This is a genomic window from Methylophaga sp. UBA3192, assembly GCA_002363955.1.
In the GTDB taxonomy this organism is placed as follows: domain Bacteria; phylum Pseudomonadota; class Gammaproteobacteria; order Nitrosococcales; family Methylophagaceae; genus Methylophaga.
Map to the genome: position 1 here is coordinate 220,845 of DEXE01000007.1, position 25,601 is coordinate 246,445.

At 45.9% G+C, this 25,601-nt stretch carries 26 protein-coding genes; 18 read left to right on the forward strand and 8 right to left on the reverse strand.

What is annotated here, in order from left to right; translation table 11 throughout:
- Window positions 1-36: 36 nt before the first annotated feature.
- On the reverse strand, window positions 37-2,142 hold the full coding sequence (locus B2337_RS12035; protein WP_292413729.1) for a TonB-dependent siderophore receptor: 2,106 nt from the start codon (window positions 2,140-2,142) through the stop codon (window positions 37-39).
- A gap of 265 nt (window positions 2,143-2,407) precedes the next feature.
- Here B2337_RS12035 and B2337_RS12040 point away from each other — a divergent pair, with 265 nt between their 5' ends.
- From B2337_RS12040 to B2337_RS12080, 9 genes are all read left to right on the forward strand, one after another.
- Window positions 2,408-3,619 (forward strand): MFS transporter, encoded by a 1,212-nt coding sequence (locus B2337_RS12040; protein ID WP_292361581.1) that lies wholly within the window; start codon window positions 2,408-2,410, stop codon window positions 3,617-3,619.
- A gap of 5 nt (window positions 3,620-3,624) precedes the next feature.
- Entirely contained in the window at window positions 3,625-4,476 is an 852-nt protein-coding gene (locus tag B2337_RS12045) for a hypothetical protein (RefSeq protein ID WP_292361580.1), read from the forward strand.
- A gap of 90 nt (window positions 4,477-4,566) precedes the next feature.
- Complete coding sequence (locus B2337_RS12050; protein WP_292361579.1) at window positions 4,567-5,157, forward strand: DUF5610 domain-containing protein; 591 nt, start codon at window positions 4,567-4,569, stop codon at window positions 5,155-5,157.
- 167 nt (window positions 5,158-5,324) lie between these two features.
- Window positions 5,325-5,987 carry an SDR family oxidoreductase gene (locus B2337_RS12055; RefSeq protein ID WP_292361578.1) on the forward strand — a complete coding sequence of 221 codons (663 nt, stop codon included), beginning with the start codon at window positions 5,325-5,327 and terminating at the stop codon, window positions 5,985-5,987.
- A gap of 25 nt (window positions 5,988-6,012) precedes the next feature.
- Window positions 6,013-7,230, forward strand: a complete 1,218-nt coding sequence (locus tag B2337_RS12060; protein WP_292361577.1) for an RNA polymerase sigma factor — start codon at window positions 6,013-6,015, stop codon at window positions 7,228-7,230.
- A gap of 111 nt (window positions 7,231-7,341) precedes the next feature.
- Complete coding sequence (locus B2337_RS12065; RefSeq protein WP_292361576.1) at window positions 7,342-7,779, forward strand: YybH family protein; 438 nt, start codon at window positions 7,342-7,344, stop codon at window positions 7,777-7,779.
- 10 nt (window positions 7,780-7,789) lie between these two features.
- Window positions 7,790-8,626 (forward strand): YciI family protein, encoded by an 837-nt coding sequence (locus tag B2337_RS12070; protein WP_292361575.1) that lies wholly within the window; start codon window positions 7,790-7,792, stop codon window positions 8,624-8,626.
- Between the two features lies 1 nt (window position 8,627).
- Window positions 8,628-9,002, forward strand: a complete 375-nt coding sequence (locus B2337_RS12075) for a YciI family protein (protein WP_292361574.1) — start codon at window positions 8,628-8,630, stop codon at window positions 9,000-9,002.
- Between the two features lies 1 nt (window position 9,003).
- On the forward strand, window positions 9,004-9,474 hold the full coding sequence (locus B2337_RS12080; protein WP_292361573.1) for a VOC family protein: 471 nt from the start codon (window positions 9,004-9,006) through the stop codon (window positions 9,472-9,474).
- Here the strand turns inward: B2337_RS12080 and B2337_RS12085 are convergent.
- Window positions 9,459-10,460, reverse strand: coding sequence for a permease (locus B2337_RS12085; RefSeq protein ID WP_292361572.1), 1,002 nt, complete (start codon window positions 10,458-10,460; stop codon window positions 9,459-9,461). The genes B2337_RS12080 and B2337_RS12085 overlap by 16 nt on opposite strands.
- 101 nt (window positions 10,461-10,561) lie before the next feature.
- Between B2337_RS12085 and B2337_RS12090 the strand changes: the two genes are divergently transcribed.
- Window positions 10,562-10,885 carry an ArsR/SmtB family transcription factor gene (locus B2337_RS12090; protein ID WP_292361571.1) on the forward strand — a complete coding sequence of 108 codons (324 nt, stop codon included), beginning with the start codon at window positions 10,562-10,564 and terminating at the stop codon, window positions 10,883-10,885.
- A gap of 128 nt (window positions 10,886-11,013) precedes the next feature.
- Window positions 11,014-11,355: a zinc ribbon domain-containing protein YjdM gene (locus B2337_RS12095; protein ID WP_292361570.1), complete on the forward strand. Its 342-nt coding sequence runs from the start codon at window positions 11,014-11,016 to the stop codon at window positions 11,353-11,355.
- Window positions 11,356-11,419: 64 nt separating this feature from the next.
- Here B2337_RS12095 and B2337_RS12100 read toward each other — a convergent pair whose 3' ends face one another.
- Entirely contained in the window at window positions 11,420-11,662 is a 243-nt protein-coding gene (locus B2337_RS12100) for a DUF4282 domain-containing protein (protein WP_292361569.1), read from the reverse strand.
- A 235-nt stretch (window positions 11,663-11,897) separates the two neighbouring features.
- Here B2337_RS12100 and B2337_RS12105 point away from each other — a divergent pair, with 235 nt between their 5' ends.
- The 3 genes from B2337_RS12105 to B2337_RS12115 are packed head-to-tail and all read left to right on the forward strand — an operon-like array spanning window position 11,898 to window position 15,504.
- Window positions 11,898-13,238, forward strand: a complete 1,341-nt coding sequence (locus tag B2337_RS12105) for a paraquat-inducible protein A (RefSeq protein ID WP_292361568.1) — start codon at window positions 11,898-11,900, stop codon at window positions 13,236-13,238.
- The gene (gene pqiB / locus B2337_RS12110; protein WP_292361567.1) at window positions 13,231-14,904 is read left to right on the forward strand and encodes an intermembrane transport protein PqiB; all 1,674 of its coding nucleotides are present in this window, start codon (window positions 13,231-13,233) and stop codon (window positions 14,902-14,904) included. Before B2337_RS12105 ends, pqiB begins: the two co-directional genes overlap by 8 nt.
- Before the next feature lie 12 nt (window positions 14,905-14,916).
- Entirely contained in the window at window positions 14,917-15,504 is a 588-nt protein-coding gene (locus tag B2337_RS12115; RefSeq protein ID WP_292361566.1) for a PqiC family protein, read from the forward strand.
- A 43-nt stretch (window positions 15,505-15,547) separates the two neighbouring features.
- On the opposite strand, the gene B2337_RS12120 is transcribed toward B2337_RS12115, so the two are convergent.
- From B2337_RS12120 to B2337_RS12140, 5 genes are all read right to left on the reverse strand, one after another.
- On the reverse strand, window positions 15,548-16,909 hold the full coding sequence (locus tag B2337_RS12120; RefSeq protein ID WP_292361565.1) for an NAD-dependent succinate-semialdehyde dehydrogenase: 1,362 nt from the start codon (window positions 16,907-16,909) through the stop codon (window positions 15,548-15,550).
- 24 nt (window positions 16,910-16,933) lie between these two features.
- Entirely contained in the window at window positions 16,934-18,193 is a 1,260-nt protein-coding gene (gene doeA / locus B2337_RS12125; protein ID WP_292361564.1) for an ectoine hydrolase, read from the reverse strand.
- Window positions 18,190-19,470: an aspartate aminotransferase family protein gene (locus B2337_RS12130; protein WP_292413727.1), complete on the reverse strand. Its 1,281-nt coding sequence runs from the start codon at window positions 19,468-19,470 to the stop codon at window positions 18,190-18,192. Before B2337_RS12130 ends, doeA begins: the two co-directional genes overlap by 4 nt.
- Window positions 19,471-19,503: 33 nt before the next feature.
- A complete protein-coding gene (gene doeB2, locus B2337_RS12135) occupies window positions 19,504-20,682 on the reverse strand; it encodes a N(2)-acetyl-L-2,4-diaminobutanoate deacetylase DoeB2 (RefSeq protein ID WP_292413725.1) in 1,179 nt (392 codons plus the stop codon).
- 242 nt (window positions 20,683-20,924) lie between these two features.
- On the reverse strand, window positions 20,925-21,665 hold the full coding sequence (locus B2337_RS12140) for a ferredoxin--NADP reductase (RefSeq protein ID WP_292361561.1): 741 nt from the start codon (window positions 21,663-21,665) through the stop codon (window positions 20,925-20,927).
- 203 nt (window positions 21,666-21,868) lie between these two features.
- On the opposite strand from B2337_RS12140, the gene B2337_RS12145 reads away from it, so the two are divergent.
- The 4 genes from B2337_RS12145 (at window position 21,869) to B2337_RS12160 (ending at window position 25,556) form a co-directional block, all read left to right on the forward strand.
- Entirely contained in the window at window positions 21,869-22,510 is a 642-nt protein-coding gene (locus B2337_RS12145) for a 2OG-Fe(II) oxygenase (protein WP_292413724.1), read from the forward strand.
- 3 nt (window positions 22,511-22,513) lie between these two features.
- Window positions 22,514-22,882, forward strand: a complete 369-nt coding sequence (locus tag B2337_RS12150; RefSeq protein WP_292361559.1) for a YidH family protein — start codon at window positions 22,514-22,516, stop codon at window positions 22,880-22,882.
- Between the two features lie 9 nt (window positions 22,883-22,891).
- Window positions 22,892-23,224: a DMT family transporter gene (locus B2337_RS12155; RefSeq protein WP_292361558.1), complete on the forward strand. Its 333-nt coding sequence runs from the start codon at window positions 22,892-22,894 to the stop codon at window positions 23,222-23,224.
- Between the two features lie 73 nt (window positions 23,225-23,297).
- The gene (locus B2337_RS12160; RefSeq protein WP_292413723.1) at window positions 23,298-25,556 is read left to right on the forward strand and encodes a lipopolysaccharide kinase InaA family protein; all 2,259 of its coding nucleotides are present in this window, start codon (window positions 23,298-23,300) and stop codon (window positions 25,554-25,556) included.
- Window positions 25,557-25,601: the final 45 nt, after the last annotated feature.

Below are 25,601 nucleotides of genomic sequence, written 5' to 3' on the forward strand. Positions count from 1 at the left end.
CATCATGATGATGCCCGAATCTTTATATCCAGAGAATTAATATGTCCAGGTAACAGAGCCTATGGCACTTCTTGTTGCACCGTAATTAGCCTGTCCCCATTGCGGACTTTCAAAATATTTTTCATTGCCGACGTTATACAAATTCATAGCAAGTGTAACGTTTTGATTGAGCTGGTACTGGGCAAACATATCCACCAAGGCATAACTTCCCTGCACTTCAACATCGCCAACGTAAATTTCATTTTGCCATCTTACCCCGCCACCGACATTGAGTCCGACAACTTGAGGTACATGATAACTTGCGGCTACTTTGAATTGATTAGTGGGTATAAAGGTTCGAGTTTTATCACCATTTTCATCCTCTATATCCAAGTGTGTGTAACCCATACTCAGGTTTAATCGATCTACCACTTCACCAGATAATTCAATTTCATAACCTTTGCTCTCCATCTCAACACCACGGTAAATATTTAGTCCCGACGCAGCATCACGATCAATCCATTCACCAAAATTTTCCTGTCTGGACTCAAAACGCGCTAAGGTTAATACGGCGCGGCCATCATTAAATTCCTGTTTGATACCAATTTCTCTACTTTCACCTTTCACCGAACCTAATGGCGATAGATCTGCGCCAACCCATGTCTGGGCTTTGAACACTTCACTGTAGCTACCATAGAGCATGGTTCCATCAATAACTTCATAGGTAACACCTGCATAAGGCACCGTCTCTGAATCCGATACTTTTTGTGGGGCACCATAACTGTATCCATCCTGTTCAATCTTGACAGTTCTGGCACCTAGTAAAAAGGAAAGCCTGTCAGTGGCACTAAGTCTGGTTGAGAAATAGGCCGAGTCTTGGTCTTGATCAATATTGGTTGATTGGGTGTCTGCATCATAAACATCAAATGCTGGTCGAGGGGTGTATCCTGCAGCCCAATTAGAACCAACCGGGGCGTAATTCCATTCACTGGAGTAAATAGATCGTCCTGTAAGTTTAATATCAGCTTTATTGATGCCGACCACCAGCTCATGTTCCCTGCCGGCTAATTCAAACTGACCACTAAGATAAAGATCGAATATTTTTTCTTTATCTTGTGCATCATAATGACTGGCATGGGCTGTTAAACCTTCTTCAGTAAAGGCATCTGGGCTACCCGAAAGATAGAATGAATCCCACTGTTTTTCTTGCTTATTCTGAGTATAGATAGCTTTTACTGACCAGTTCTCACTTAACTCATGATCCAGTTCGGCAAAACTTCGTGTTTGTTTCACATCCTGATAAGCCCAATCTGGCGCGGTATTAGTCGACACGTCATAACTGGTTAACGTACCGTCGCTGTAAAAAAGTGGTAAAGCACCTGAAGAATTACCTTTGCTGTATGTATCATTTACACTGTGAGCTAAGGTCAATTCGGTTGTATCTGTCAGATCAGCTGAAACAATGCCATAAAATACATCCCTATCAGTCGTATATCGGTCCAGGTAAGAGTCGCCTTTTTCTTTTGCGACGACTAATCGACCACGTACTCGCTCATTTATAGGCCCCGAAAGATCCACATCAATTCGACGTGTATTCCATGAACCATAAGATGTTTTCGCAGAAGCATGAAACTCATCAGTAGGCCGTTTACGAACAAAGTTAATTGTCGCTGAAGGATTAGCAAGCCCGGTAATCAAACCACTTGCCCCCTTAATGACTTCGACTTTTTCATACATTGCCGTGTCATCATGACCTTGAGTCAGTCCAAATGAAAATGGCACTCCAAGACCATCGTACTGGAAATTGACTATGTCGAAACCGCGCGCGGTGTAATAGGTTCGTCCTGTTTCAACCTGCTCAACCGTTACGCCCGGGGCATATCTCAGTAGTGTATTCACATCACGTAATGCAAAATCCTGGATCTGGTCATTCGAAATAACCGATACGATTTGAGGTGTTTCAAAAACAGTCAAATCAAGTTTGGTTGCTGATTTGGTTTCTTCTGGTTCCCCATAAACATGAAGTGAATCCAGACTGACATTGTCAGACGTTTCTTGCTTTTGCTCTTCTACTTGGGATTGTTGTTCAGTATCGGCAATTGCCATTCCACAGCAAAGTGATGCTATAGAAAATGTGATAGCGCGTCGTGTATCAAACTTCATAAACCCACCTAGATAAATTTAAAAAAGTTTACACAATGATACTTGCTAACACAAACGATTTGCATTTACATTTCATTAATTAAGATATACAAAACTCGCCCTGGAACCCTTCCATCATAAAATTGATAAATCAATGGAACACTCGTGCCAGCAAACTTGGTTTAACCGGATTCGCACGCACTGATTCACTGCTTTATAATTTTTAGTGATTTACTTTTCTGCTATTAGAAAAGCTGCGGCCCACTTACCTTTCACGTCGGAATCTATGACCACACCTCAAGCAAACAGTTATTTCAGTTTGATCCGCAACCAGTTTGGTTTGCTGGCCATTGGTTTTATCGCACTGTTCACCGGTAATCTCGGACAAAGCTTTTTTATTGGTCTGTTTCAGTCTGATATTGCCAACTCATTAAATTTATCCGCGGGTGAGTTTGGTGCAGTGTATGCCGCGCTCACCATGATCAGTGGATTTCTGGTACTGCATTACGGCCAGAAACTGGATTGGATTGCTCCACGGCGCTATGCATTGTTAGTGCTGACCGCATTACTTACCGGCGTTATTTTACTGACCACTTCACCTTGGCTGATCCCCGCGGTCATTGGTTTAGGCCTGGTCAGATTATGCGGTCAGGGATTGATGACGCATTTTGGTAGTACTTTGGCTGGGCGCGAATTCACTGTTAATCGTGGCAGGGCTCTGGGACTGGTCAGTCTGGGTATGCCTTTGGGTGAAATTATTTTAGCGCCGGTTATCGCCTTATTAATCGGATGGTTGAGTTGGCAGCAAATCTGGTGGGCAGTAGCAGCGATTATTTTTCTCATTTGGATAGTGTTATTGTTTATGGCGCCCTGGCCTGAGGCACCTGAAATCAAGCGTGATAGTAGTGGCAACCAAATCAAGGGTCCCAATCCCTTGCTGGAAAAGCGATTCTGGCTGATTATTCCTCTGACCATGGCCTTGCCGGTCACGCTGACCGGTATTTTTATTTTTCAGGCACAAATGACATTGGATTTAAACGCTACCACCACAACCTATGCTTTGGGCTTAACAGCGATGGGCGTTGCCCGTTTTCCCGGAGCCTTGCTTGGCGGACGCTGGATTGATGAGTTAGGCGTGTCACTGCTTGCCAGAATTTATCTGATGCCATTTGCTTTAGCCATCATTCTGGCTGTTATTGTGGGAGGAAATGCAGGCGTTTTGATTTTAATGATTGGGGCCGGTATTTCACTCGGTATGTCCTCACCCGTCGTTGACAGTTTGTTGGTTGTGCTGTGGGGGCGGGAACATCTTGGCCGGGTACGCAGTGTGAAATCTGCCTTAATGGTGTTTTCAACCGGTCTGGCACCTGCCGTTTTAGGCTTTTTAATTGATGGTGGCGTGCAGTTTGAAGTTATCCTGCTGGGGATGCTGACCTTTATGATATTGGGTTGGTTACTGGCGTTAAGCCCTATTCGAGAAGCTCAAAAACAAGTTTGATTACAATGCTGTATCAACAACTCAAACAACAGCTTCAAGATAATCGGCAATCCGGTGCCAGTGAGCTGGCTATTGAAACCCTGTCTCATCTGCATGAATTTCTTCAGCAAACTGATACCAAAACTTCAGCAGAACTGGCAAATATTGTAGTGGAACTGAGCCAGATTCGCCCCAGTATGCATGCTGTTACTAACGCATTAAAACGCTGGCTGGCTCAGGTTATTACCCTGCACTTCAATGGCGAGTTTCGTCTACATTATCTGAAACAGCTGGCCGATATTCGCGTGTTATTAATTCAGGCCAGCGATCATGTTGTCGGGCATGCCTGTCAGCTGATTCAGCCTGGTCAAACTATTCTTACGCATAGCCGAAGCTCTCAAGTATTGGCCCTATTCAAGATGCTTAAACAGCAACAAACCGATTTTCGAGTGGTTGTTACTGTCAGTGCACCGGGCAATGAAGGGTTTCTGGTGGCTGAACAACTAAATCATTGGCAGATTCCGGTTTCGGTTATCACCGATGCACAAATGGGAAAGATAATGTCTGACATTGATATCAATCTGGTGGGCTGTGACACCTGGCTTGCCGATCAGTGTTTTGTTAACAAAAGTGGCTCTTATCTGCAGGCACTGGCCGCAAAAGACTGGCACAAACCTTTCTGGGTATTAGCAGATAGCTTTAAAAATTCGGACCAAACCAGCAAAGAGGTGATACTGGAAGCCATGGCTGCCGATGAGATTGGCTGTCCTTACGGAGCATTTATCCAGCCAATAAACCATTATTTTGAAATCATTCCAGAACGACTTATCAGTGGTCGGGTAGATGAAAATGGTCTGCATCCCTGCTGCCCGAATTGATTTTTATCGGCCAAAAAAGCAAATAATAAACTCAAGTTCTGATCATCGCGTCCGCTATAATTTGGGTAGCTCCTTCTAGAGGACAAGAATATGACCATTAATAGTACCCCATTCGGCCAGACTGTCAGTTCCATGGCAAAAGATCCTGTAAACAAACAGGATGGTCCATTTGGACAGCAGGTTTCTGCTCTGGCACAGGAAAAAAAGTTTTCGGTATCCGACACCAACAGCCAACTGAATTTATCCATTCTGCAGGTTTCTTTTAATATCAGTGAGGGCAATGGCGATGGTGCAATGTCATTGCTCTTCAAAACGGCTCTTGAAGGCATTAATGATGTTTTGCGACCCGAACTTGGTGATAACGCGATTCAAAAAGCCTATGAATCAGGCCTTGATGTCTCACCTGAAGCGACTTCAGATCGCATCGTGCAAATGAGCACTGCCTTTTTTGATGCCTATTACAGCACCCGTCAGGACATGCCATTGGATGAAGCCCTGGAATCATTTGTGAAAGTGATTGGTGGTGGAATCGATCAAGGCTTCAAGGAAGCCCGCGATATTCTTGGCGGACTGAAAGTACTTGAAGGTGACATAGCCAGTAATATCGATAAAACCTACGATCTGGTTCAGCAAGGTTTACAGGCCTTTTTGCAAAATTATCAATCTTCACGCGAAGCTTAATCCCCCTTTTACCGCCATCCATTTTGGATGGCGGTTTCGCTCTACCCTCATTTTCATATTGATTCCGCTCTTGAGTTCTACCTGATACTCGCCGTACTCTGTTTTCATGTTCTGAGTATTTCGAAGTTATCTCAGGTCATCCCGTGTTCCAGCCACAGGAGAAGAACATGAATAAAACATTAGTCATCGGCGCAAATGGTCAGATCGGTAAACTGTTGGTACAGATGATGACCGAACAGAAGCTGCCGGTAAAAGTAATGCTACGCAAAGCAGAACAAGCGACTGAATTTGAACAGATGGGCGCTGAAGTGGTGATCGCAGATCTTGAAGAAGAGCTGCCAGATGATACTTTTACTGATTGCGATAAAGTGGTGTTTACCGCCGGTTCAGGCGGCAAAACCGGGGCCGATAAAACTATCCTGGTGGATTTATGGGGCGCCTGTAAATCTATCGATAAAGCCAAACAACACGATATTAAACAATTTGTGATGATCAGCTCACGTGATGCCGGCGATCCGGAACACGGCACGCCCGCCATCAAGCATTACAACATCTGTAAACATTTTGCCGATAAGCATCTTATCGAAAGCCATCTGCCCTACACTATTCTGCGTCCCGGCAGATTAACCGATGGCCCGTTAACCGGTAAAATCACTACCACTCGTCCCGCTGATCAACAACAGCAATTTATTTCCCGGACCGATGTGGCAGCTTGCATTTTACAATGCCTGGATCATTCGGAAACAGTTAATCAGATTGAAGAGTTGTATCAGGGAGAAATGCCAATACAACAGGCTTTTATTAAATCTGTAAAAAACCGTCTGGGTTGAATTGGACTGGCCTTAAAATGCCCAAATGAAACCAATAGTTGATCAAATTTATCACACAGAATCACGACAGATTCTGAGTACATTAATTCGCTTACTGGGCGATTTTGATCTGGCTGAAGAAGCCATGCATGAAGCCTTTGCGATTGCCTTGCAAAAATGGAAGTTGGATGGCGTTCCAGATAATCCGCGAGCCTGGCTGATATCCACTGCTCGCTTCAAAGCCATTGATCAAATACGCCGACAGGCACGTTTTGATTATTCCCTTGATACCATTAATGATGTAATTGCCGCTGAAGATCCCTCGCTGGATGAACAGCAGATTGAAGATGATCCATTACGACTGATCTTCACCTGTTGCCATCCGGCATTAGCCGAAGACGCGCGACTAGCACTGACATTAAGAGAGGTCTGTGGCATGACCACCGAGGAAGTCGCCCACGCCTTTCTGAAAAAACCAACTACGATTGCACAACGAATAGTTAGAGCCAAAAACAAAATTCGTGAAGCAGGAATTCCTTATGAAGTTCCTGAAACTGATCAATTAACTGAACGGCTGCAATCCGTCTTGCAGGTTATCTACCTTATCTTTAATGAAGGCTATTCGGCCAGCAATGGCGAGCAATTGGTTAAACATGAATTAGCCACTGAGGCTATCCGCCTTGGAAAATTATTAAAAAAGTTGTTACCGGAACCGGAAGTAACAGGATTACTGGCATTGATGCTGTTACAGGATTCACGGCGTTATGCCCGGGTGGATACCAACGGCGAGTTGATTACTCTGGAAGAACAGGATCGTAATCTGTGGGATCAACAGCAGATTCAGCAAGGTTGTGAACTGGTAATACAGGCCTTGGCAAGCCAACGATTTGGTCTTTTTACCCTGCAAGCAGCTATTGCCGCCGTGCATGCAGAAGCCAAATCCTTTGAGCAGACGGACTGGCAACAGATTGTAGGGCTCTATGACGCGCTATTGCAATTTAACAATTCACCGGTAATCAGATTAAATCGGGCAGTAGCGATTGCAATGCACCAGGGACCCGCAGCGGGATTAACCATCATTGAAGATTTGCTTACTCAAGGTGAGCTTAACCACTATCATCTGATTTATGCCGCCAAAGCGGATTTATGTCGTCGAATAAATCAGTTTGATACTGCCCGTTTAGCTTATCAACAAGCACTCGCCTTAACCCAACAAGCTCCTGAACAACGCTTTTTGCAAAGACGATTAGACCAATTGGATTAATAAGGGACATACCCGGCATTTAAAAAATATTTCCGTGCTGTCGATTTTGCTGTTTTACATTCGACTAGTTAATAAGACCCACATTGCGGGGCTTTTAAACTGGAGGAAAAGATGAACGCAAAAACTGAAATTGAACACCAACTGGAAAACTGGAAACAAGCAGTTCTCAGCCAGAGCCTAGAAACAATTATGCCTTGTTATGCTGAAGATGTCCGGGCATTTGATGCGATTGCTGAACTGCAATTTACCCATCGCAGCAAGTATGAGACGCATTGGCAAAACTGCTTACAGATGTGCACCATGACGCAATTTGAAATCGGCCAGATTGATATCAAAGTGGATGGTGATCTAGCCGTGTGTTTTTTTCTTAATCAATGTGGCGGTATTGATGATAAAACCGGTGAAGAGCAGGTAGGCTGGGTCCGTGGAACACAGGTTTATCAAAAGCGTGATAACAAATGGTTGATTGTTCACGAGCATTTTTCATTGCCCTTTGATATGGCAACCGGTGCAGCTATGTTCCATCTGACACCCGAAACATCATGGTAAGGAGACCAAAATGAAATTTATGATTTTACGTAAGGCTGATAAACATACCGAAAACGGCGTCATGCCCAGTGAAGACTTGTTATCCGCGATGGGTGACTACAATATGCAACTGGCACAAGCTGGCATATTACGAGCCGGTGAAGGTTTAAAACCCTCTGCTGAAGCCGCCCGTATTCAATTCCAGCAGGGCAAGCCAATCATCACTGATGGGCCATTTACCGAGACCAAAGAAGTCTTGGCTGGCTTTACCATTATTGAGGTTAATTCCAAAGAGGAAGCGCTGGACTGGGTGAAACGCTGGCCGGTGGAAGATGCCGATGGCAATGTTGAACTGGAACTCAGACAGCTCTATGAAATGAGTGATTTTGCTGAAGGTCCGGGCTTACAGAAACATATTGATCTCGACCAGAAACGTCGTAAACAACCGCTTTCCACCAGTTCTTATCTGTTATTTGATGGCAACTGCCGGGAGGCGTTTGAGTTTTATGCCGAGGTGTTAGGTGGCGGTATCGTCATGATGATGAGCGGAGGCGAATCACCCATGGCAGACGACATGCCCGCCGAGTTTGCTGACAAAGTCATGCATGTCTCTCTGCAGGTCGGCAATTGGATGTTAATGGGCTCTGATTGCCCCCCCGGCATGTTTGAAAAACCGCAAGGCTTTCATGTGCAGATTGCTTTTGAAGATGAACAGCAGGCGGAAACCACCTTTAATCAACTGGCGGAAGATGGCATAGTCCAAATGCCATTTGAACCGACTTTCTGGGCTAAACGCTTTGGCATGCTGGTCGATCGGTTTGGCACGCCATGGATGATTAATTGCGGACAATGCTTACAAGGAAATTAAGATGAAATATCTGGCTTTGGTGTACTACCAGGAAAATATTATGAACGCAATGTCTCAGCAGGAATGGGACAGTCTGAATCAGGAATGTATAGCCTGTAGTGAAAAACTGCAAAACAGTGGCCATATGCTGGATGGTTCAGCGTTGCAATCAGTTGAAACCGCGACCACCCTTCGGGTTCGCAATGGCAAGGTCACAGTGACCGATGGGCCTTTTGCCGAAACCAAAGAGCAACTGGCCGGGTTTTATTTACTGGAAGCTCGCGATATCAATGAAGCCATTCAACTGGCCGGTAATATTCCTCCAGCCCGTTACGGCAGTATTGAAATCCGTCCAGTGCGTGAGTTGCAAACCGAGCAAAACATCAGAGGAGGCTGAGATGCAGAAAATCACGCCCTGTCTGTGGTTTAACGACCATGCCCAACAAGCTGTTGCCTTTTATCTGTCAGTATTTGGCGGTGAGGAAGTGGACCGACTGTATTACAACAGTGCAGGTCCTGGCCCTGATGGTTCGGTGCTTTCCATTACCTTCCGCATCGAAGGTCAGGAATTTATTGCGCTGAATGGCGGTGCTGACGTGGCCTTTAATCATGCACTGTCTTTGTTGGTCGGTTGCGAGAACCAAGCTGAAATAGATCGGCTCTGGGAGAGATTGTTAGTCAATGGTGGCAAGACATTGCACTGCGGCTGGGTACAGGATCAGTTTGGCGTGTGCTGGCAGATTGTGCCGACCATGCTGGATAAAATGCTGCAGGATAAACAGCGTGCTCCAGCAGTTATGTCAGCATTACTGTCGATGAACAAGCTGGATATCCTGAAACTCGAAGCAGCCTATCAGAATAGCAAATAAGTCAGATAACCCGCGGCAATAGCCATGGTCATCACCACAGCAACAAAGGCCACTAATAAACGCGTTTTGAATAATGAACGCAATAATATCAATTCCGTCAGACTGGCTCCGGCGCTGCCAATGATCAAGGCCATCACTGTCCCTGCCCCAACGCCTTTGGCTAATAATGAATAAGCCAAGGGAATCACGGCTTCAGCACGGATATACAACGGCACGCCGATAATCGCTGCCAATGGGATAGCGAAAGGATTATCACTGCCCGCATAGTGCTGCAGAAAATCGGTTGGCACAAAACCATAAATCACACTGCCAATCACTATCCCCACCAGTAAATACGGTAATACATCGATAAAATCCGACCAGGCTTGTTTGCTGATACGTTGAAATGGTGTTGTAGCAACCGGTTTATTATCACAACAATCGTCAGATTGGTTTTCAGCTGAGCAACATCCGGTCCCCTTATCTATAGTGTCTGTTGCTGACTCACCGCGACTTGCTGATTCTGCTGATGAACCGCAGCAGAAATCTGCCACTTTACTATTTTCGTAATGCGTATCCCGTACATAGCGTTCAAAGCCAATTTGGTTTAATAACCAGCCTCCACTCACGGAAACGATAAAAGCAGATATGACATAAACCAGCGTCAACTGCATCCCGAACGTCGCGAAAAGCAACACCACAATAATCGGGTTCAGCAATGGCGAAGCAAACAAAAACACCATCATCGGGCCAAACCCGGCTCGGGCTTTAATCAGCCCTTTCAGAATGGGTATGGTTGAGCAACTGCAAAAAGGCGTGATAGCGCCTAAACCTGCTGCAATTAAGTACCCACGACGTCGCTGATGACCGAGCAGACTCTGAATTTTTTCAGCGGGAATTTTCCATTGCACCAACCCCACCAGAACGCTCACTACGAGAAACAAAATTGAGAGTTCAATAGCTAAAAAAGCAAACATCCCTAACGCATCATGTAGATTCTGGCTCATCTTTAAATCCTATATTTCTAGAAAAATAGAAATATAAAATAACTTGCTTGTTTTATCTGTGTCAACTAAATTTCCATAAAAATCGAAATATAGGAGAAATCATGACCCATGACGAAGCAGCTTTGAGTTTGGCCGAGTTAGGCAATAGCAGTCGTCTGGCTATTTTCCGGTATCTGGTAAAAGCGGGACATGAAGGTGTGCCGGTTGGTGATATCCAGCGTAGTTTAGCCATACCGGGCTCTACTCTCTCCCATCATTTAACCAAAATGGCGCATGCGGATCTGATTATTCAGGATAAAAAAGGGCGCAGCATTTGCTGCAAGCCAAACTTTCCTCATCTGGAAAAGCTGATGGACTATCTGAAAGAAGAATGTTGTCAGGGTCATCAACCACCCGAAACCGAAACAAACTCCTGTGATTGTTAACGCATTTTTCGACCCTAACATTGACCAGCGATGCATCTTAATTTTTTGATCATGAGCAAAAAAATGGCCGTTCGCGTACTATATCGCGCGATGCCGCCGACGCGCTGGCTTATTAAATGAGGTTTGAAATGAGTGGTTTACCCAATTGTCCGAAGTGTGATTCTGAATATACCTATCAGGATGGCAATATTCTGATTTGCCCGGAATGCTCTTATGAATGGTCAGCCGATCAGGTGATGGACAAGGGCGAAGCCTCAAATGAGATTATCGATGCCAATGGCAATGTGTTACAGGATGGTGACACCGTAACGGTCATCAAAGATCTGAAAGTGAAAGGTTCGTCATTGGTGGTGAAAGTTGGTACCAAAGTCAAAAACATCCGCCTTGTGGATGGCGACCACGATATTGACTGCAAAATTGATGGCATTGGTGCGATGAAACTTAAATCGCAATTTGTGAAGAAAGTCTGATGTCATGCCGCCTTGCTAACAAAAATGCAAAGGGCTCTGTGAAGAGCCCTTTTTTGTGGACGATTTACTGATCTGCCACTTTTTTCATATTTTCATTGATTTTGAATAATACGATAAGCAGTTCACACCAGATGCGAGCGCCTACGGCACCTGCCAACATGGTAAAGATCCCCATTAAAAAACTGCCAAAGCCTCCAGCGAACATCATGCCAAGACCGGAAACCAGCGCGGCAACTAATAACAACCAGTAAACCAGCGTAATGATTTTCGGTGTTAACATGGAATCGAAAAACAGAATATCTCGCACTTCTTTCTCTCCTAGATTAATGAGTGGATGGCAGTATTCTTTAACCAACATCCTTTTCAGGATTCAGGGGCATCACAGCACCCTATGGCAATAAATGAACAGCGTTTTTAATTCAATGTCATATCAAAAGAACGGTATGTAACCTCTGTCTGCTGATGACCGACATATCTATTACCAATGCGTATAATGCCATTTTTTACCTTTCATTTGTTGGCCGACATCACGGAAAACTGAATTGAAGCACACTGCAACTGCCAATAATCTGTCTGCCGATATTGCCCCGGCATCACCGGAAAGCCGAACTTCGTTAAGAAGAATGCGCGCTTGCCATGAATGTGACTGGGTAGTGGTTTTGCCAACATTACGCCCGGGCGAACATGCGACCTGTCCACGCTGCGGGCATATTCTGGTTCGTCGACACTTTCGTCCTGCTCAGCGCAGCATGGCCTTAGCGTTAAGTGCATTAATCGCTTTGATTCTGGCGATCTCCTTTCCGTTTGTCAGCTTTGAAGCCAGAGGTATTGGCAATAATATTGAACTCACCCAAACAGCGACCAGCATGATTGGTTTTCATCAGCCGCTGGTGGCGATCATTGTGGCCTTAACCATTATCGTATTACCTGCCGTTTATTTATGCGGAGTGATTTGGTTGCAACTGGGTTTACTGCGTGCAGCACCCTTTCCATTCAGCCGTGGCATTGCCCGTTCACTTACTCATCTGAACCCATGGATGATGGCCGATGTGTTTATTATCGCGGCGCTGGTCAGCCTGATTAAAATTGCCGGTATGGCACAGATTATCTTAGGCGTATCATTCTGGGCATTTTGTGCGTTTGCTATCCTGTTATTAATGACGACCCGATCGATTGATGCAGATTGGATGTGGTTCTCACTGGCCGGAGAGCCACAGGCTCCTAAAGCTATTCGCACCGGAGAAACCGCAGCATCTCAAGGCTTGGCAGGTTGTTCAACCTGCGGTTTGATTAACGAACTCGATGACTCAGGTCATGGACATTGTCGTCGATGTGGTGAAGCTTTGCATTTACGCTTACCACACAGCCTGCAACGAACCTGGGCGCTTTTGGCCGCCGCCATCGTGATGTATATTCCGGCTAACGTCTATCCAATCATGACGACAACATTATTAGGACAGAGTAACCCTTCTACCATCATTGGTGGCGTGATTGAGTTATCGCAAAAAGGATCGTGGCCCATCGCCGCCGTGATTTTTTTCGCCAGTATTGTCGTACCGGTGGGCAAAATACTGGCATTAATCTGGCTGTCTATTGTGGTGCAAAAAAGTAGCGAACTGATGGCGAACACAAGAACCAAACTATATCGGATAACTGAATTTATTGGCCGTTGGTCCATGGTAGATTTATTTGTAGTCGCTATACTGGTGGCATTAATCAGAGCCGGTAATCTCATGTCGATTACCCCCGGTCCGGCTGCATTAGCGTTTGGTGCCGTTGTGATTTTAACCATGCTGGCCGCAATGACATTTGATCCACGGTTGATATGGGACTCGCCCCAAACAGCGAGAAAACAGCCGTCCAAGGAAACCATCAATGAGTGATGCACCCGTCACCACCGACGAAAAACCAACTGACCTGCACAAAGCCAGATCCGGCAAACAATCCCGGTTTTCACCTATCTGGATTATCCCCATTGTGGCCTTAATGATTGGATTGTGGCTGATATATGACAATTACACGCGCATTGGCCCCAGAATCACTTTGACCATGGCCAATGCAGAGGGCATCGAAGCCGGTAAAACCATGATCAAAACGCGTAATGTCGATATTGGCCAGGTTGAAAAGGTTCGTCTATCTGATGATTTAACCCACACCCAAATCATTGCCCGTATCAATCCGGAAGCTGAACCAATGCTGGTCGATGATTCACGTTTCTGGGTGGTCAAACCACGTATCGGACGTGAAGGTATCAGTGGACTGAATACAGTACTTTCTGGTGCTTATATCCAATTACAGCCCGGAGAAAGCACTATCGAAGAACGCCAATTTGAGGTTTTGGAACAACCTCCCATATCCACACTGGGTGTTCAGGGCTTGCGCATCAAACTCATCAGCCAACTCGGTAATTCTTTGCGGGTAGGTGATCCAGTAACCTATCAGGGCTTTAATGTAGGCCGTGTCGAAAGCGCAGAATTTGACAGTGAACGCCGGGAAATGCGCCACCAGCTATTTATTGAAAGCCCTTATGATGTTTTGGTCACCGAAAGTACCCGCTTCTGGTCAGCAAGTGGGGTCGATTTAAAACTGGACTCAGAAGGCTTCAAGGTCAATATCGCCTCTATGGAAGCGTTATTAGGAGGTGGCGTCACTTTTGGCGTGCTCGAAAACTTACCGATTGGCGCTCCCGCTGAAGCGGACACTACATTTACCTTGTATGGTGATGAAGAAAGTGCGCGTCAGGAAGCCTATACCCAATACCTTGAATATGTGCTGTTAATTGAAGATACCGTCCGCGGGCTTTCCAAGGGCGCTCCTGTAGAGTTTCGCGGGATCCGCATCGGCACCGTTTCCAGTGTACCGTGGAAGTTCACTTCCCCTGAACGTAATGCGCAGAGTGGCTTTGCCATTCCGGTGTTAATTCGTCTGGAACCCCAACGACTGGGCGGTAATGAAAAAGTTGATATCAAGGAATGGCAAGCTCGATTTGATCGCATGCTCAATGCAGGCTTAAGAGCCACACTTAAATCCGGTAATCTGCTGACCGGTTCGTTATTTGTCGATCTTAATTTTCAGCGTGATGATAAAGTTGAGTTTGTAGCCAGAACGTTTGAAGGTCATCAGGTGTTGCCAACGACTTCAACAGGTTTGGCACAAATTGAACTGAAGGTCTCTAATTTGCTGGATAAACTGAATCAGCTGGAAGTCGAGCCGATTTTAACCGGCATGGATCGTAACCTGGAAAGCTCTGAAACGATGCTGAAAGAAATCCGTGATCTGACAGCCAGCATTCAGACATTGGTCAATGCGTCAGAAACCCAGGAAATTCCAGCCAATATCAATCAGACATTGGCTGAAATTCGTACCACGCTGCAAGGCTTGTCACCTGATTCTTCGGCTTATCAGGAGATGACCGGTACCCTGCAACGACTGGAAAAACTGTTGCGGGATATTCAGCCCGTTGCCAAAACCTTGGGCGAACAACCCAATGCACTGATTTTTGATCGTCGTAACAGCAGCGATCCGTTACCTAGAGCCCCGACTGAATAATCAGGATGTCCCATGTTATTAACATTTTTTAAAACGTTATTTAGCGCTCTGCTTCTAATGAGTCTGGTGGCTTGCACTACCAAACCTGTCAATACTGAGCGTTATAATCTGCCTGAAACTGCTCAAGCTATGACACAGGTTTCAACCAGTGCTGAGCAGGTATTAGTCATTGGATCTATCCGTCTGGCCGAATTTCTGGATAGTGATCGTATTGTGCTACAACTGGACGATATTACCCTGCATCAGGCAAGAGAAAATCTTTGGGCAGAAAATCTGGCTCAACAAATACGTCGTGGTCTGCGTAACCGTTTGAGTTCACAGCTTCAAAATACATTAGTGGTCTCAGATAGCCGTGGATTGAAACAGGATGCGTTAACTTTACAGCTGGAGATTGAACAGTTTCAGGGCCATTTTAACGGCAAGGCCGTCAGCAGTGGACAATGGCAGCTTCAAGACAACCAGGGACACCTGCTGGCTATTTCACCATTCAATATAGAAACCACCTTGGCTACCGATGGTTATCCAGCTCTGGTTCGTGCATTAGGTAGCAATCTGGATAAGCTGGCAGAGCAACTGGCTTCACAAATTCAGCAACGTTGAACTTAATGGGGGTGAACACATTGGTGTCACCCCCGTTAGCAAATTATTTAATCCACACCTGTTTGGCATTCACAAATTCATGAATTCCATGCGGTCCCAATTCCCGGCCATAACCTGAACCTTTGATGCCACCGCTAGGTAAGCGTGGATCGGTTTTGACTATGCCGTTAATCGCGACCTGTCCAGCTTGCAATTGCATCGCCAAATGGCTGGCTAATTCGCTATTTCTGGTCCAGACACTGGCTCCCAGACCATATTCGGTGTCATTCGCCAGTTCTAACGCATGTTCGTGATTTTCGGCTTTTATTACCGCCATAATCGGACCGAAGGTTTCTTCACGAAATGCACACATGGTTGGTGTAACGTCAGTCAATAAAGTGACCGGATAGAAAAACCCTTCAGCATCTGGCAGTTCGCCTCCCAGTAGACATTTAGCGCCTGCGGCTACCGTATCTTCAACCTGCCGATGCAGATTCAATTGCAGATCTTTACGGGCAATCGGCCCGATATCAGTATTGGGCTGCAATGGGTCACCCAATTGCAATTTGCTCAGTCGTGTTGAAAGTAAGTCTATAAAATGATTATAGATTTCAGCTTCGACAATAATACGTTTGGCAGCAATACACGATTGACCGGCATTAATCACCCGTGAAAGACAGACCACATCGGCAGCTGTTTCCAGATCTGCATCTGCAAGAATAATACTGGGATCCGATCCACCCAGTTCGAGTACACAGGGTTTGATTTCACTGCCGGCTATTTCGGCTACTTTCCGACCTGCCCCACCCGAACCGGTAAACGAAATAGCCATGATGCGTGGGTCACGAATGGCTAATTCAACCTCGGGGGTTTCTAATGGCAGATTCACCATAATATTTTCCGGTGCACCAGCTTTAATAAAAGCATTGGCGATGGCCTGGGCGGTTTGCGGGACATTTGGATCATGCTTCATGACGCAAGTATTGCCTGCCATTAAAGCTGGTGCCAGATAGCGAAATGCCAGCCATAACGGTGCATTCCAGGGCAGAATGCCCAGTAAAGTTCCTAATGGCTGATAGCAGACGTAGCTAAGTGATGCATCTGAAGCGATGGTATCCCGAGCGAGAAACCTTTCAGCATTTTCGGCATAAAACTCTGCACAAAGCGCGGCCTTTTCAACTTCCGGTATCCCTTCTTTAATCGGCTTACCCATTTCCAATGCCATCAGTTGTGCCAGATCATGTTTTTCGGCGCGTAATTGTTTGGCAACGGCATGCAATACTTCGCCACGTTCATTAAAACTTCTGTCACTCCATTCGGCAAAAGCCGCATTGGCTTCACCAATACGTGCATACATTTCATTTTTAGTCAGGCAGGGAAAACTGTCGATTTTCTCTCCAGTGAACGGATTGGTTGCTGTTAGCATGTGAACCTCTTTAACTTTTTTTACTTAGCTAGCCGATTTCCGGGCTTGCTCGATTTGCTTATCGGCTTTTGCTTCGCTTTTAGAACTTTGATCCACCGAAATAAGCTTTTGTTTACCCTGATCGGCTTTCACCACAAAATCGCGATCCATGGTAAAAAACGACTCACAACCATCTTCAGTAATGTGGATGGTGTCAGAAATTCCACAGGTTTTATCGCCATCAACACCCCACATCCATGGAATGATATGAAACGTCATGCCGGGTTTAAGTACCGCCGATTCGCCTTGTTTGAGACTGACGATATAGCCTTCATCCCAGCTGGGGGGGAAAGCTATGCCAATTGAGTATCCCGAACGGGTGACCAGCCTCGCACCGATATCATTTTTGGTAATAATATTGCGGATCATATTGTCAGCATCTGACACTGTCATTCCGGGTTGGAAGTTTTTATGTACTGCATCCAAAGCCATTTTCATGATTTCCTGAGCCTTGTACATTGATGGACTCAGTGCTCCTAGAACAATGGTACGCATCATCGCGGTGTGATAACGACGATAGCAGCCACCTACTTCCAGAAATACATGTTCACCGGGTTGTACAATCCGACCTTCCCAGGTGGCATGACCAATCATGGTTCGCGGCCCCGAAGTCACATACGGCATAACGGCTGGCGGTTCACCACCCGCTTTGAACATGGCAGCACTGATTGCGGCACCAATTTCATTTTCAGTGACACCGGCCTGCACGGCGTCAATACCGGCTTGCATGCCAGCTTCAGTGGCTCTGGCCGCATTTTGCATTAACGCAATTTCCATCGGTGATTTGCAGACCCGACCTTCTTCGACAATGCCAAAACAATCCAGCAATTTGCCATCCGTAAGCGTGGTATGAATGCAATCCTGATGATAGGCCGGAAAGAAGTAGCTATTACGCTCATAACCAATGCGTTTTTTATCCAGACCAAATTCACGCAACGCATCAACCAGCATCTGAATCGCATCACCGGTATCCGGATAGGGCCGGGTAATTTCCACCCAGGTCCGATGAATTACATTGGACTCTTCCAGTTTACGGGTAATCATGAACGGTTCATCTTCCAGCGGTACCACCAGCGCCTGAAAGAAGGAATAACCGGTGGTCTGATAATCCGTCAGATACATAATGTTTTCCGGATCGGAAATCACCACGGCATCCATATGCCTTTCGGCAATACGTTCGCGTAATTCACGCAGTCGTCGTTCGTATTCTTCAAAAGGGAAAGTCATATCATCACGCTGTCTCATGCCGCTTCCTCCATTTGCATGACTTTTTCGGTCACTTTCACCAGGATATCCAGACCCGTCTGTAAATCCGCCTCAGGTATGGTTAATGGTGGTATCAGTTTAACCACTCGCCCACCCGTGCCACAGCTGGCAATCATTAATCCGGCATCAAAACACTGATTGACAATGGCTTTGGCTCGATCACCATTTCCAACATCCAGTCCCAGAATCATGCCTTTACCGGTGATATTCACATCTGAATACCTTGCAGCCAGTGGGGCTATGGCTTCAGCCATTAAGTGGCCGTTTTCTCTGACTTCTTTCATTAACACATCATCATCAAAATAGGTCAACGCCTGATCACCGGCCACAAAAGAAATATCCTGGCCACGGAAAGTACCGGTGTGTTCGCCGGGTGACCAATGCTTGTCGAGTTCTGGTTTAACCAGATTCATCGCCATTGGCGTTCCCATACCGCCAATGCCTTTGGCCAGGCAAATAATGTCCGGATCTATTCCCAGATCGTCGAAGCTGAAAAACGAACCGGTACGACCGACACCCACCTGAATATCATCGACAATAAGTAAAGCGCCCACTTCTTTTGCCAATGTTTCCAGTGCCTGCAACCATTCCTTAGAGGCGACTTTAACCCCGCCTTCAGCCTGTATGGTTTCCAGCAGAAATGCTGCTGGTGGAGCAATACCACTGGAGCTATCAGCATAGATAGCCTGTAACTGTTTAATACTCTTCATACCACAGCCCAAATCACAACCCGGACATGCTTTGTCACAACCAAAGGCAAAGTGTTTGACATGGTTCAGTGGCACACCGGCCGCATTACGGAAATATTGGTTAGCAGTGGCACTCAAGGCACCTAAAGTCATGCCATGAAAACCGTGGCTGAAGGCGACAACATCCTGACGTCCGGTGACCCTTCTGGCCAGTTTCATCGCAGCCTCTACGGCATTGGTACCCGTTGGCCCCATAAACTGCATTTTATGAGGCATATTGCGAGGTTTCAGAATGGTATCGGTGAAGTGCTGCATAAACTGCTGTTTGGCAGTGGTATGCATATCAAGACTATGTGTTACACCGTTGGATTGAATGTAATCCACCACCGCTTTGGTCATGCGTTGATTGTTATGACCAAAATTCAATACACCGGCGCCGGCAAAAAAATCGATGTACTCCTTGCCGTTTTCATCAGTCTGCCTCGCATTGATCGCGGTATCGAACACCACTGGATAAACTCGACAATAGGCGCGGATCTCAGACTCTCTTTCTTCAAATATACTCATTTAAATTTCCTCTTGAAACGTCTTACGGACGATTTATGGCAGTTCCTCCGGAACAGGTGCGCCCACTCCAACCAGGCGCGAAAACAATCGTGTGACCGCCGGAATCAGGCGATCGTTAAAGTCATAATGGGGGCTATGGCATGGCGCCTGATGATCAGGACCGTCATCACTGCCAATCAATGCAAATGCACCGGGAATATGTTGCAGGTAATAACTGAAATCCTCTGAAGCCATGATGGGTAAAGTTGTGACAAAATCCAGCGAATCTGCCCCATTTATTTCCTGCCATAACCGACGCATTTGCGTAGATTGAAGCGGATGATTAATGGTGGCGTCATAACGTGGCATTATTTCAACTTCAGCGACCACGCCATAGCTCATAGCCGTTTGCTGACTGATTTCGGTAATCAATTGATTGATCTCATCGCGAGTCTTTCTGTCCGGAACCCGAATACTGCCCCCCATCACAGCATGTTGCGGGATAACCGTTGGTGCACTGGGGGCTTCAATGGAAGTGACACTGATCACCGCAGCTTGCTGGGGTGCCAGACGTCGACTGATGATCTGTTGCAGATTAAGGGTGATAGCACTGGCCGCTAACACCGGATCACGACATAACTCCGGCTGACTGGCATGACCTCCTTGTCCATGCAGGGTGATTTTAAACGTGCCATTACCACACATAACCAAAGTATCGGGGCATAACATTTGGCCGAATGGTATAGCAGGCCAGTTATGCCAGCCATATATTTCATCAACGCCATCAAGCGCACCGTCCTTAATCATTTCTCTTGCGCCATGACCACCTTCTTCGGCTGGCTGGAAAATCAGACTGACAGGACCTTTTAATTCTGCTTCGTGATACTTGAGCCATTTGGCTGCCGCTAACAAGGTTGCGGTATGCCCGTCATGACCACAAGCATGCATACAGCCTTCATTCATTGAACTCCAGGCTTTTAACGTCGCTTCATGAATGGGTAAGGCATCCATATCACCACGCAGGGCAATATGAGGCGCTGCCGTGCCCGTGGGATTAAGAATACCTACCGTTCCGGTACCGGCGCAGCTGCGCCAGGCAATATTCAGTGAACTGAGAATCTCGCGAATACGTTGTGCAGTACGATGTTCCTGCCAGCCCATTTCCGGATGAGCATGGAATTCACGGCGTATGGTTTCAGCTGTGGTGATGGTGTCTTGCCAGACATCTGACATGAGCCCTCCCCTGTTTTGGACCGAGCAACAAAATTGTTTGGTGATCCGTTTTAAAACGTTAGTCAGGTCACAATGTGACTTTTTAGTGCAATTTGCAATGCGCTTTGATGGTATTTCCAGAGAATTCATCTCATCATTGATGATGAGCAATTGCTATGCCATTTGTGACTCATTCACTGAATGTATGGTTCAAATACTCTGTCATTTTGCCCCGTTCTGACTGTAACAAGTAGCGATACTGTCTACCAGTATTTTTCGATACTGATATGCCCGGGATCCCGACGACTATGTTTCTTCAATCCACGTTTTGTTAATACATTCATTGTGTCCTGCACCATATCCGGATTCCCACACAGCATCACGTGACTGTCAGTATCCATCCGTCCGCCAGCACGAAGTTCCAGCTTATTGTTCATAATGGCTTCCGGTATACGACCGGGAATCGCATAATCGCATGGCTCGCGACTGACCATAGGAATATAGCTGAACTGATGGGTATAGTTTTCGGCGATATTTCGAACGGTTTGCTGATAGGTCAGCTCTTCCATGTAACGCACGGCATGAACCAGCGTTACCCGTTCAAATTGCTGCCAGATTTCAGACGTTTTAATAATGGATAAAAAAGGACCAATGCCGGTACCGGTTGCCAGTAAAAATAATTTTTTTGCCGGCGGTAACTGCTTCAAGGTTAATAACCCCGAAGCCTTGGGAGCTATCTTAATGGTATCCCCCGCTTTAAGATTGGCCAGTTTTGCGGACAACACTCCACCCGGCACTTCGATAAAGTAAAAATCCAGCGGCCGCTCGCCTGGCGCATTCACCAGTGAAAATGGCCGACTGATCTCTTCGCCATCGATATCCAGTGCCAGGCGAGTGAACTGTCCAGCCTCAAATGCTTCAATTTCGGCATCGACTCTCAGTGAATGCAAAGTGGTTGTCCATTGTTTGTTTTCCACTACAATGCCTTCATTCCACTTGGTCATTTTTCTCTCCTGCATAGCTTGGATCTATTAATTATTTTAGTAGTGACCATAGCAACAACTATGGGGTTGCAGCAAAACTTATCTTATCCCCTTGGCATATATTTTTCTTAGGGATATTCTGGCTTGCAATCAGATTGGCAAGTCATTTTGTATTATCATATTGTGCTTATACGTTCCTTACTATGCATTATCGAGAACACCATATGAACTCAGTACTGGATCTGCAGGCCTTAAGGGCCGCTCCTGTCAACACGGCTCCCTTCCCATTCTTTAAGGTGGAACGATCGATCCGCCCGGAAGCGCTGAAGGGGATTCTTGAGGATTTTCCAAACATTGATGATGGCGGTAGCTTTAATGTAGATGATGTATCGGTTAAACCGGATTTCAAGGCATTCCTGGATTCCATCGACAGCCCTGACTTCAGGCAACTTATTTGTGAGAAATTTGATGTTCAGGTAATGAGTCTGCCGATGATGATGACACTTCGTGGCTACTCAAGACAGAAAGACGGGCGTATTCATACCGATTCAAAAACCAAGCTGGTGACCATTCTCATTTATCTGAATGAGACATGGGATGCAACCACGGGCCGGTTACGGATTTTGAATAATGCCAATGATATGGAAGATTTTATTGATGAAATCATTCCTGGTCCCGGCTCATTAGTCGCGTTTAAAGTCACTGATAACTGCTGGCATGGCTATCCAAGTTTTGAAGGTACTCGTCGTTCCATTCAAATTAATTTCCTGACAAGTGAAGCCGCTGGCAACAAACATCGTTTCTTCCACAAGCTAAGCGCCAAGCTCAAAAGCTGCCTGAGAAAACGTAAAGCCAGGGCAGTTTAGTCTATGTCCTACCTTCAGGATCCACGCGTTTTATTTGCCGCCGAACGTACCTTACTGGCATGGAACCGCACCGGACTGACCTTTATTATGTTCGGATTTTTAATCGAACGTTCCGGCTTGTTGATTGAGGTATTATCGAACGGTGAGGAGCATCTTAATACCACCCTCACATTTCTTATTGGCATCGCATTTATCATGCTTGGCAGTTTTACAACAGTCTATGCAGCCAGGCAGTTTCAACGAGTATTAAAAACGCTTGGGGAATCAGAGTTTCCGGAAGGTTACAGGACACAATGGGGGGCAGTGATAAGTTTAATTGTTGCTTTGTTAGGCAGCTTGTTGGCTATCAGCCTGTTTTTCTCTTACAACTGAGTCTTCCTGATGTCTAAATGGTTACTATTAAGTATCGCTATTATTGCTGAAGTATTTGGCACCAGCTTTCTTAAAGCTTCGGAAGGATTTACCCGATTTTGGCCATCAATAGCTGTTATCCTCGGTTATAGTGTTGCCTTTTATTTTTTAGCCCTGTCTTTAAAAGTTATTCCAGTGGGCATTGCCTATGCTATCTGGGCAGGCATCGGCGTTGTGTTGATAGCATTAATCGGCTGGATTGTATTTGGTCAAAAACTCGATACAGCAGCCATCATTGGAATTTCAATGATTTTAGTTGGTGTGGTGGTATTAAATGTATTTTCCAACAGCATAACGCATTAAACTTCACCTCTGAATTAAGACCTTTTCTTTGCCTCAAATAGCCCACTACCGGGCATGAACTTTCGGATTTTTTATGAGCACGTCGGACAACTCGCAAAACAAGATTGAAAATGGCCCATTAATGGACGCAAATTCACTGGGCAATGCTTTGCGTTATGTATTTGCAGGCCGTTTGGCTTTACCTGACGGTCATTTACCCAAAGCTAAACATATTGTTCCGGTAGATTTTGTTGGCGTCGGTGTAACCACTTCCGACGATCCGGCCGTCGATGACTATATCCTGCAAAGACTGACTGAATTAGAAATTAAACAGGTTCGTCTTGACTACACATACGGTGATGAAGGCGGTCCAGTCACGCGTTTACTGGAACGCCTGCTGGCAACCGACATCAAGGTGTTACTACATTTAGTGCAGCCTTTTAGCGAAGCCCAGCAAATGAAAACGGGTAGCGCACAGCTACGCTGGCGTGATTTTGTACAAACAGTGGCCAGTCGATTTGGTTCAAGAGTCAGTGCTATTGAGGTCGGTTCCACCAGCAATCGTCGTCGTTGGGCTGGCTATGACACCGAGAGTTTTTTTAATGCCTGGCGCATTGCGTTTGAAGAAATCAAATCCCGTAATATAAAACTGGCTGGTCCAAATATTTCTGACTTTGAACCGCTGCACAACATTGCGGTACTGACGCGTCTGCGTCGTGAGAATCAATTACCGGATATTCATACGAATAATCTCTTCAGTGAACGTGTCACCGAACCGGAACGCTTTGACCACCGTATTTTTGGTACCAAATTAGCCATGCGGCTGAAAGTGAACCTGGTTAAAAAAGCAAGAATATTAAAAAAAATCAGCGACGATTTTGGCGTTAAGGAATTTATTTCGCCAGCAGCGTTCTGGACATTGCCGCGTATCCGCCGGGTATTGGTCAATGGTGAAGAGAAACAAGCGGACTATCTGAGTCGTTACCTGACCTTGCTTGCCGCGTCCGGAGCGATGCAGCAAGCCTATTGGGGCCCATTCATCTGCCACCGCGAAGGTCTGATTGATGATGGTTATGAGACTTATCCTGAGCTAGAGAGAATTACACATTACCGATCCGTGCTTGGACAGCGCCAGGATTTTCGGACGCGTCCGGCTTTTTATGCCATGAAAAATTTTAATCGGCTGATACCGGGCAGTCTGTACGAGGGTCCACTCGCCACAGCCGAAGCCATTGAAGTCCATGCTTTCCGCAGCAAAGACAAATTAATTCACGTGCTATGGACGGCCAATGGTCAGGCTATGCCAATGCATGCTTTATATGCTCCGGCACAACTTGAAAATGTTGAAGTCATCACTCGGGACGGAGAAATTGCGGTTGAGAAACCCGAGTTTGTTACCGAAACACCGGTTTTTCTGTGCTGGCCGGCCGGCGCAAAAATTGAACTTAAATCCAGCCCGAATGCGCGTGAACGCGTGTCAGTTTATCGTCATGCACCCGGCAAGAGCTTGTATGAGTTTGAACAGGATGGCTGGAAAGGTTTATTAATTGCTGAAAATGCCGAACATGCTGCTGCACTGAAGCAAAAGCTGCATCCAGCCTATTTACCTGAAGCAACCGAAGCAAACACCTTACGCAAAGCCCGTAATGTTATCTGGCGGCTAGATAATATTTTAGACAAACCGATTGTCATCAAAAAACCATTACGTATGCCGCCGCATAAATTGTTATTGGATAAATTCAAGCCATGCAAATCCCGACGCAGCTGGAATGCAGCAGCTGAATTATTACGCCGAGGCATTCCGACCGGACTGCCAATCGCTTATTTTGAACGGGCCGATGATAAAACACTGACCGACAATTATTATCTGTGCGATTTAGTTGAACACGATTTCTCAGCCAGAGACATCCTCACTGCGTTTAATGAAGGTGCTACAGAATATCAAGGTGTCAGCGAAGACCAGCTATATCAGCAACTCAGTCAGTTTCTGTTAGAGCTGCACGGTCGTGGAGTGTTCTTCCGTGATCTGGCAGGCGGCAACATTCTGATCAAAAAACAAGACGATGCTGAGCTTGAATTTACGCTGATTGATATCAATCGGGCCCGCTTTTTCAATCGTAATGCGACGCTTGCTGAACGTCTGTCTGATCTCACTCGGATCTGCAATAAACTACACTGGCCTGGCAGAGAAAAACTGGTTGGACATTATCTGCAACATACCAAATATAAATTGCCGTTTAACTTTCGTTGCCGTTTGCCGTTTTATCTTTATGATTTTAAAGTTAAATTCAAGCGCCGCTATGGACGCAAAGCAATCAAGCGTCTTATTAAAAAGCTGCGCGGCAACAGGTAAACACCGGCGACTTTTATTCAGCAATAACTCAGCGTAAATTAGGCA

What these genes read in the sequence shown, in the direction of transcription:
- B2337_RS12120 (WP_292361565.1), bottom strand. Translation starts at nt 16,909, where the DNA reads ATGCTAACAGCAACCAATCCGTTCACTGGAGAGAAAATCGACAGTTTT.
- B2337_RS12150 (WP_292361559.1), top strand. Translation starts at nt 22,514, where the DNA reads ATGTCCTACCTTCAGGATCCACGCGTTTTATTTGCCGCCGAACGTACC.
- B2337_RS12085 (WP_292361572.1), bottom strand. Translation starts at nt 10,460, where the DNA reads ATGAGCCAGAATCTACATGATGCGTTAGGGATGTTTGCTTTTTTAGCT.
- B2337_RS12075 (WP_292361574.1), top strand. Translation starts at nt 8,628, where the DNA reads ATGAAATATCTGGCTTTGGTGTACTACCAGGAAAATATTATGAACGCA.
- B2337_RS12145 (WP_292413724.1), top strand. Translation starts at nt 21,869, where the DNA reads ATGAACTCAGTACTGGATCTGCAGGCCTTAAGGGCCGCTCCTGTCAAC.
- B2337_RS12070 (WP_292361575.1), top strand. Translation starts at nt 7,790, where the DNA reads ATGAAATTTATGATTTTACGTAAGGCTGATAAACATACCGAAAACGGC.
- B2337_RS12130 (WP_292413727.1), bottom strand. Translation starts at nt 19,470, where the DNA reads ATGAGTATATTTGAAGAAAGAGAGTCTGAGATCCGCGCCTATTGTCGA.
- B2337_RS12095 (WP_292361570.1), top strand. Translation starts at nt 11,014, where the DNA reads ATGAGTGGTTTACCCAATTGTCCGAAGTGTGATTCTGAATATACCTAT.
- B2337_RS12140 (WP_292361561.1), bottom strand. Translation starts at nt 21,665, where the DNA reads ATGACCAAGTGGAATGAAGGCATTGTAGTGGAAAACAAACAATGGACA.
- B2337_RS12080 (WP_292361573.1), top strand. Translation starts at nt 9,004, where the DNA reads ATGCAGAAAATCACGCCCTGTCTGTGGTTTAACGACCATGCCCAACAA.
- B2337_RS12035 (WP_292413729.1), bottom strand. Translation starts at nt 2,142, where the DNA reads ATGAAGTTTGATACACGACGCGCTATCACATTTTCTATAGCATCACTT.
- B2337_RS12065 (WP_292361576.1), top strand. Translation starts at nt 7,342, where the DNA reads ATGAACGCAAAAACTGAAATTGAACACCAACTGGAAAACTGGAAACAA.
- B2337_RS12050 (WP_292361579.1), top strand. Translation starts at nt 4,567, where the DNA reads ATGACCATTAATAGTACCCCATTCGGCCAGACTGTCAGTTCCATGGCA.
- B2337_RS12045 (WP_292361580.1), top strand. Translation starts at nt 3,625, where the DNA reads ATGCTGTATCAACAACTCAAACAACAGCTTCAAGATAATCGGCAATCC.
- doeB2 (WP_292413725.1), bottom strand. Translation starts at nt 20,682, where the DNA reads ATGTCAGATGTCTGGCAAGACACCATCACCACAGCTGAAACCATACGC.
- doeA (WP_292361564.1), bottom strand. Translation starts at nt 18,193, where the DNA reads ATGAGACAGCGTGATGATATGACTTTCCCTTTTGAAGAATACGAACGA.
- B2337_RS12055 (WP_292361578.1), top strand. Translation starts at nt 5,325, where the DNA reads ATGAATAAAACATTAGTCATCGGCGCAAATGGTCAGATCGGTAAACTG.
- B2337_RS12040 (WP_292361581.1), top strand. Translation starts at nt 2,408, where the DNA reads ATGACCACACCTCAAGCAAACAGTTATTTCAGTTTGATCCGCAACCAG.
- B2337_RS12155 (WP_292361558.1), top strand. Translation starts at nt 22,892, where the DNA reads ATGTCTAAATGGTTACTATTAAGTATCGCTATTATTGCTGAAGTATTT.
- B2337_RS12115 (WP_292361566.1), top strand. Translation starts at nt 14,917, where the DNA reads ATGTTATTAACATTTTTTAAAACGTTATTTAGCGCTCTGCTTCTAATG.
- B2337_RS12090 (WP_292361571.1), top strand. Translation starts at nt 10,562, where the DNA reads ATGACCCATGACGAAGCAGCTTTGAGTTTGGCCGAGTTAGGCAATAGC.
- B2337_RS12060 (WP_292361577.1), top strand. Translation starts at nt 6,013, where the DNA reads ATGAAACCAATAGTTGATCAAATTTATCACACAGAATCACGACAGATT.
- B2337_RS12160 (WP_292413723.1), top strand. Translation starts at nt 23,298, where the DNA reads ATGAGCACGTCGGACAACTCGCAAAACAAGATTGAAAATGGCCCATTA.
- pqiB (WP_292361567.1), top strand. Translation starts at nt 13,231, where the DNA reads ATGAGTGATGCACCCGTCACCACCGACGAAAAACCAACTGACCTGCAC.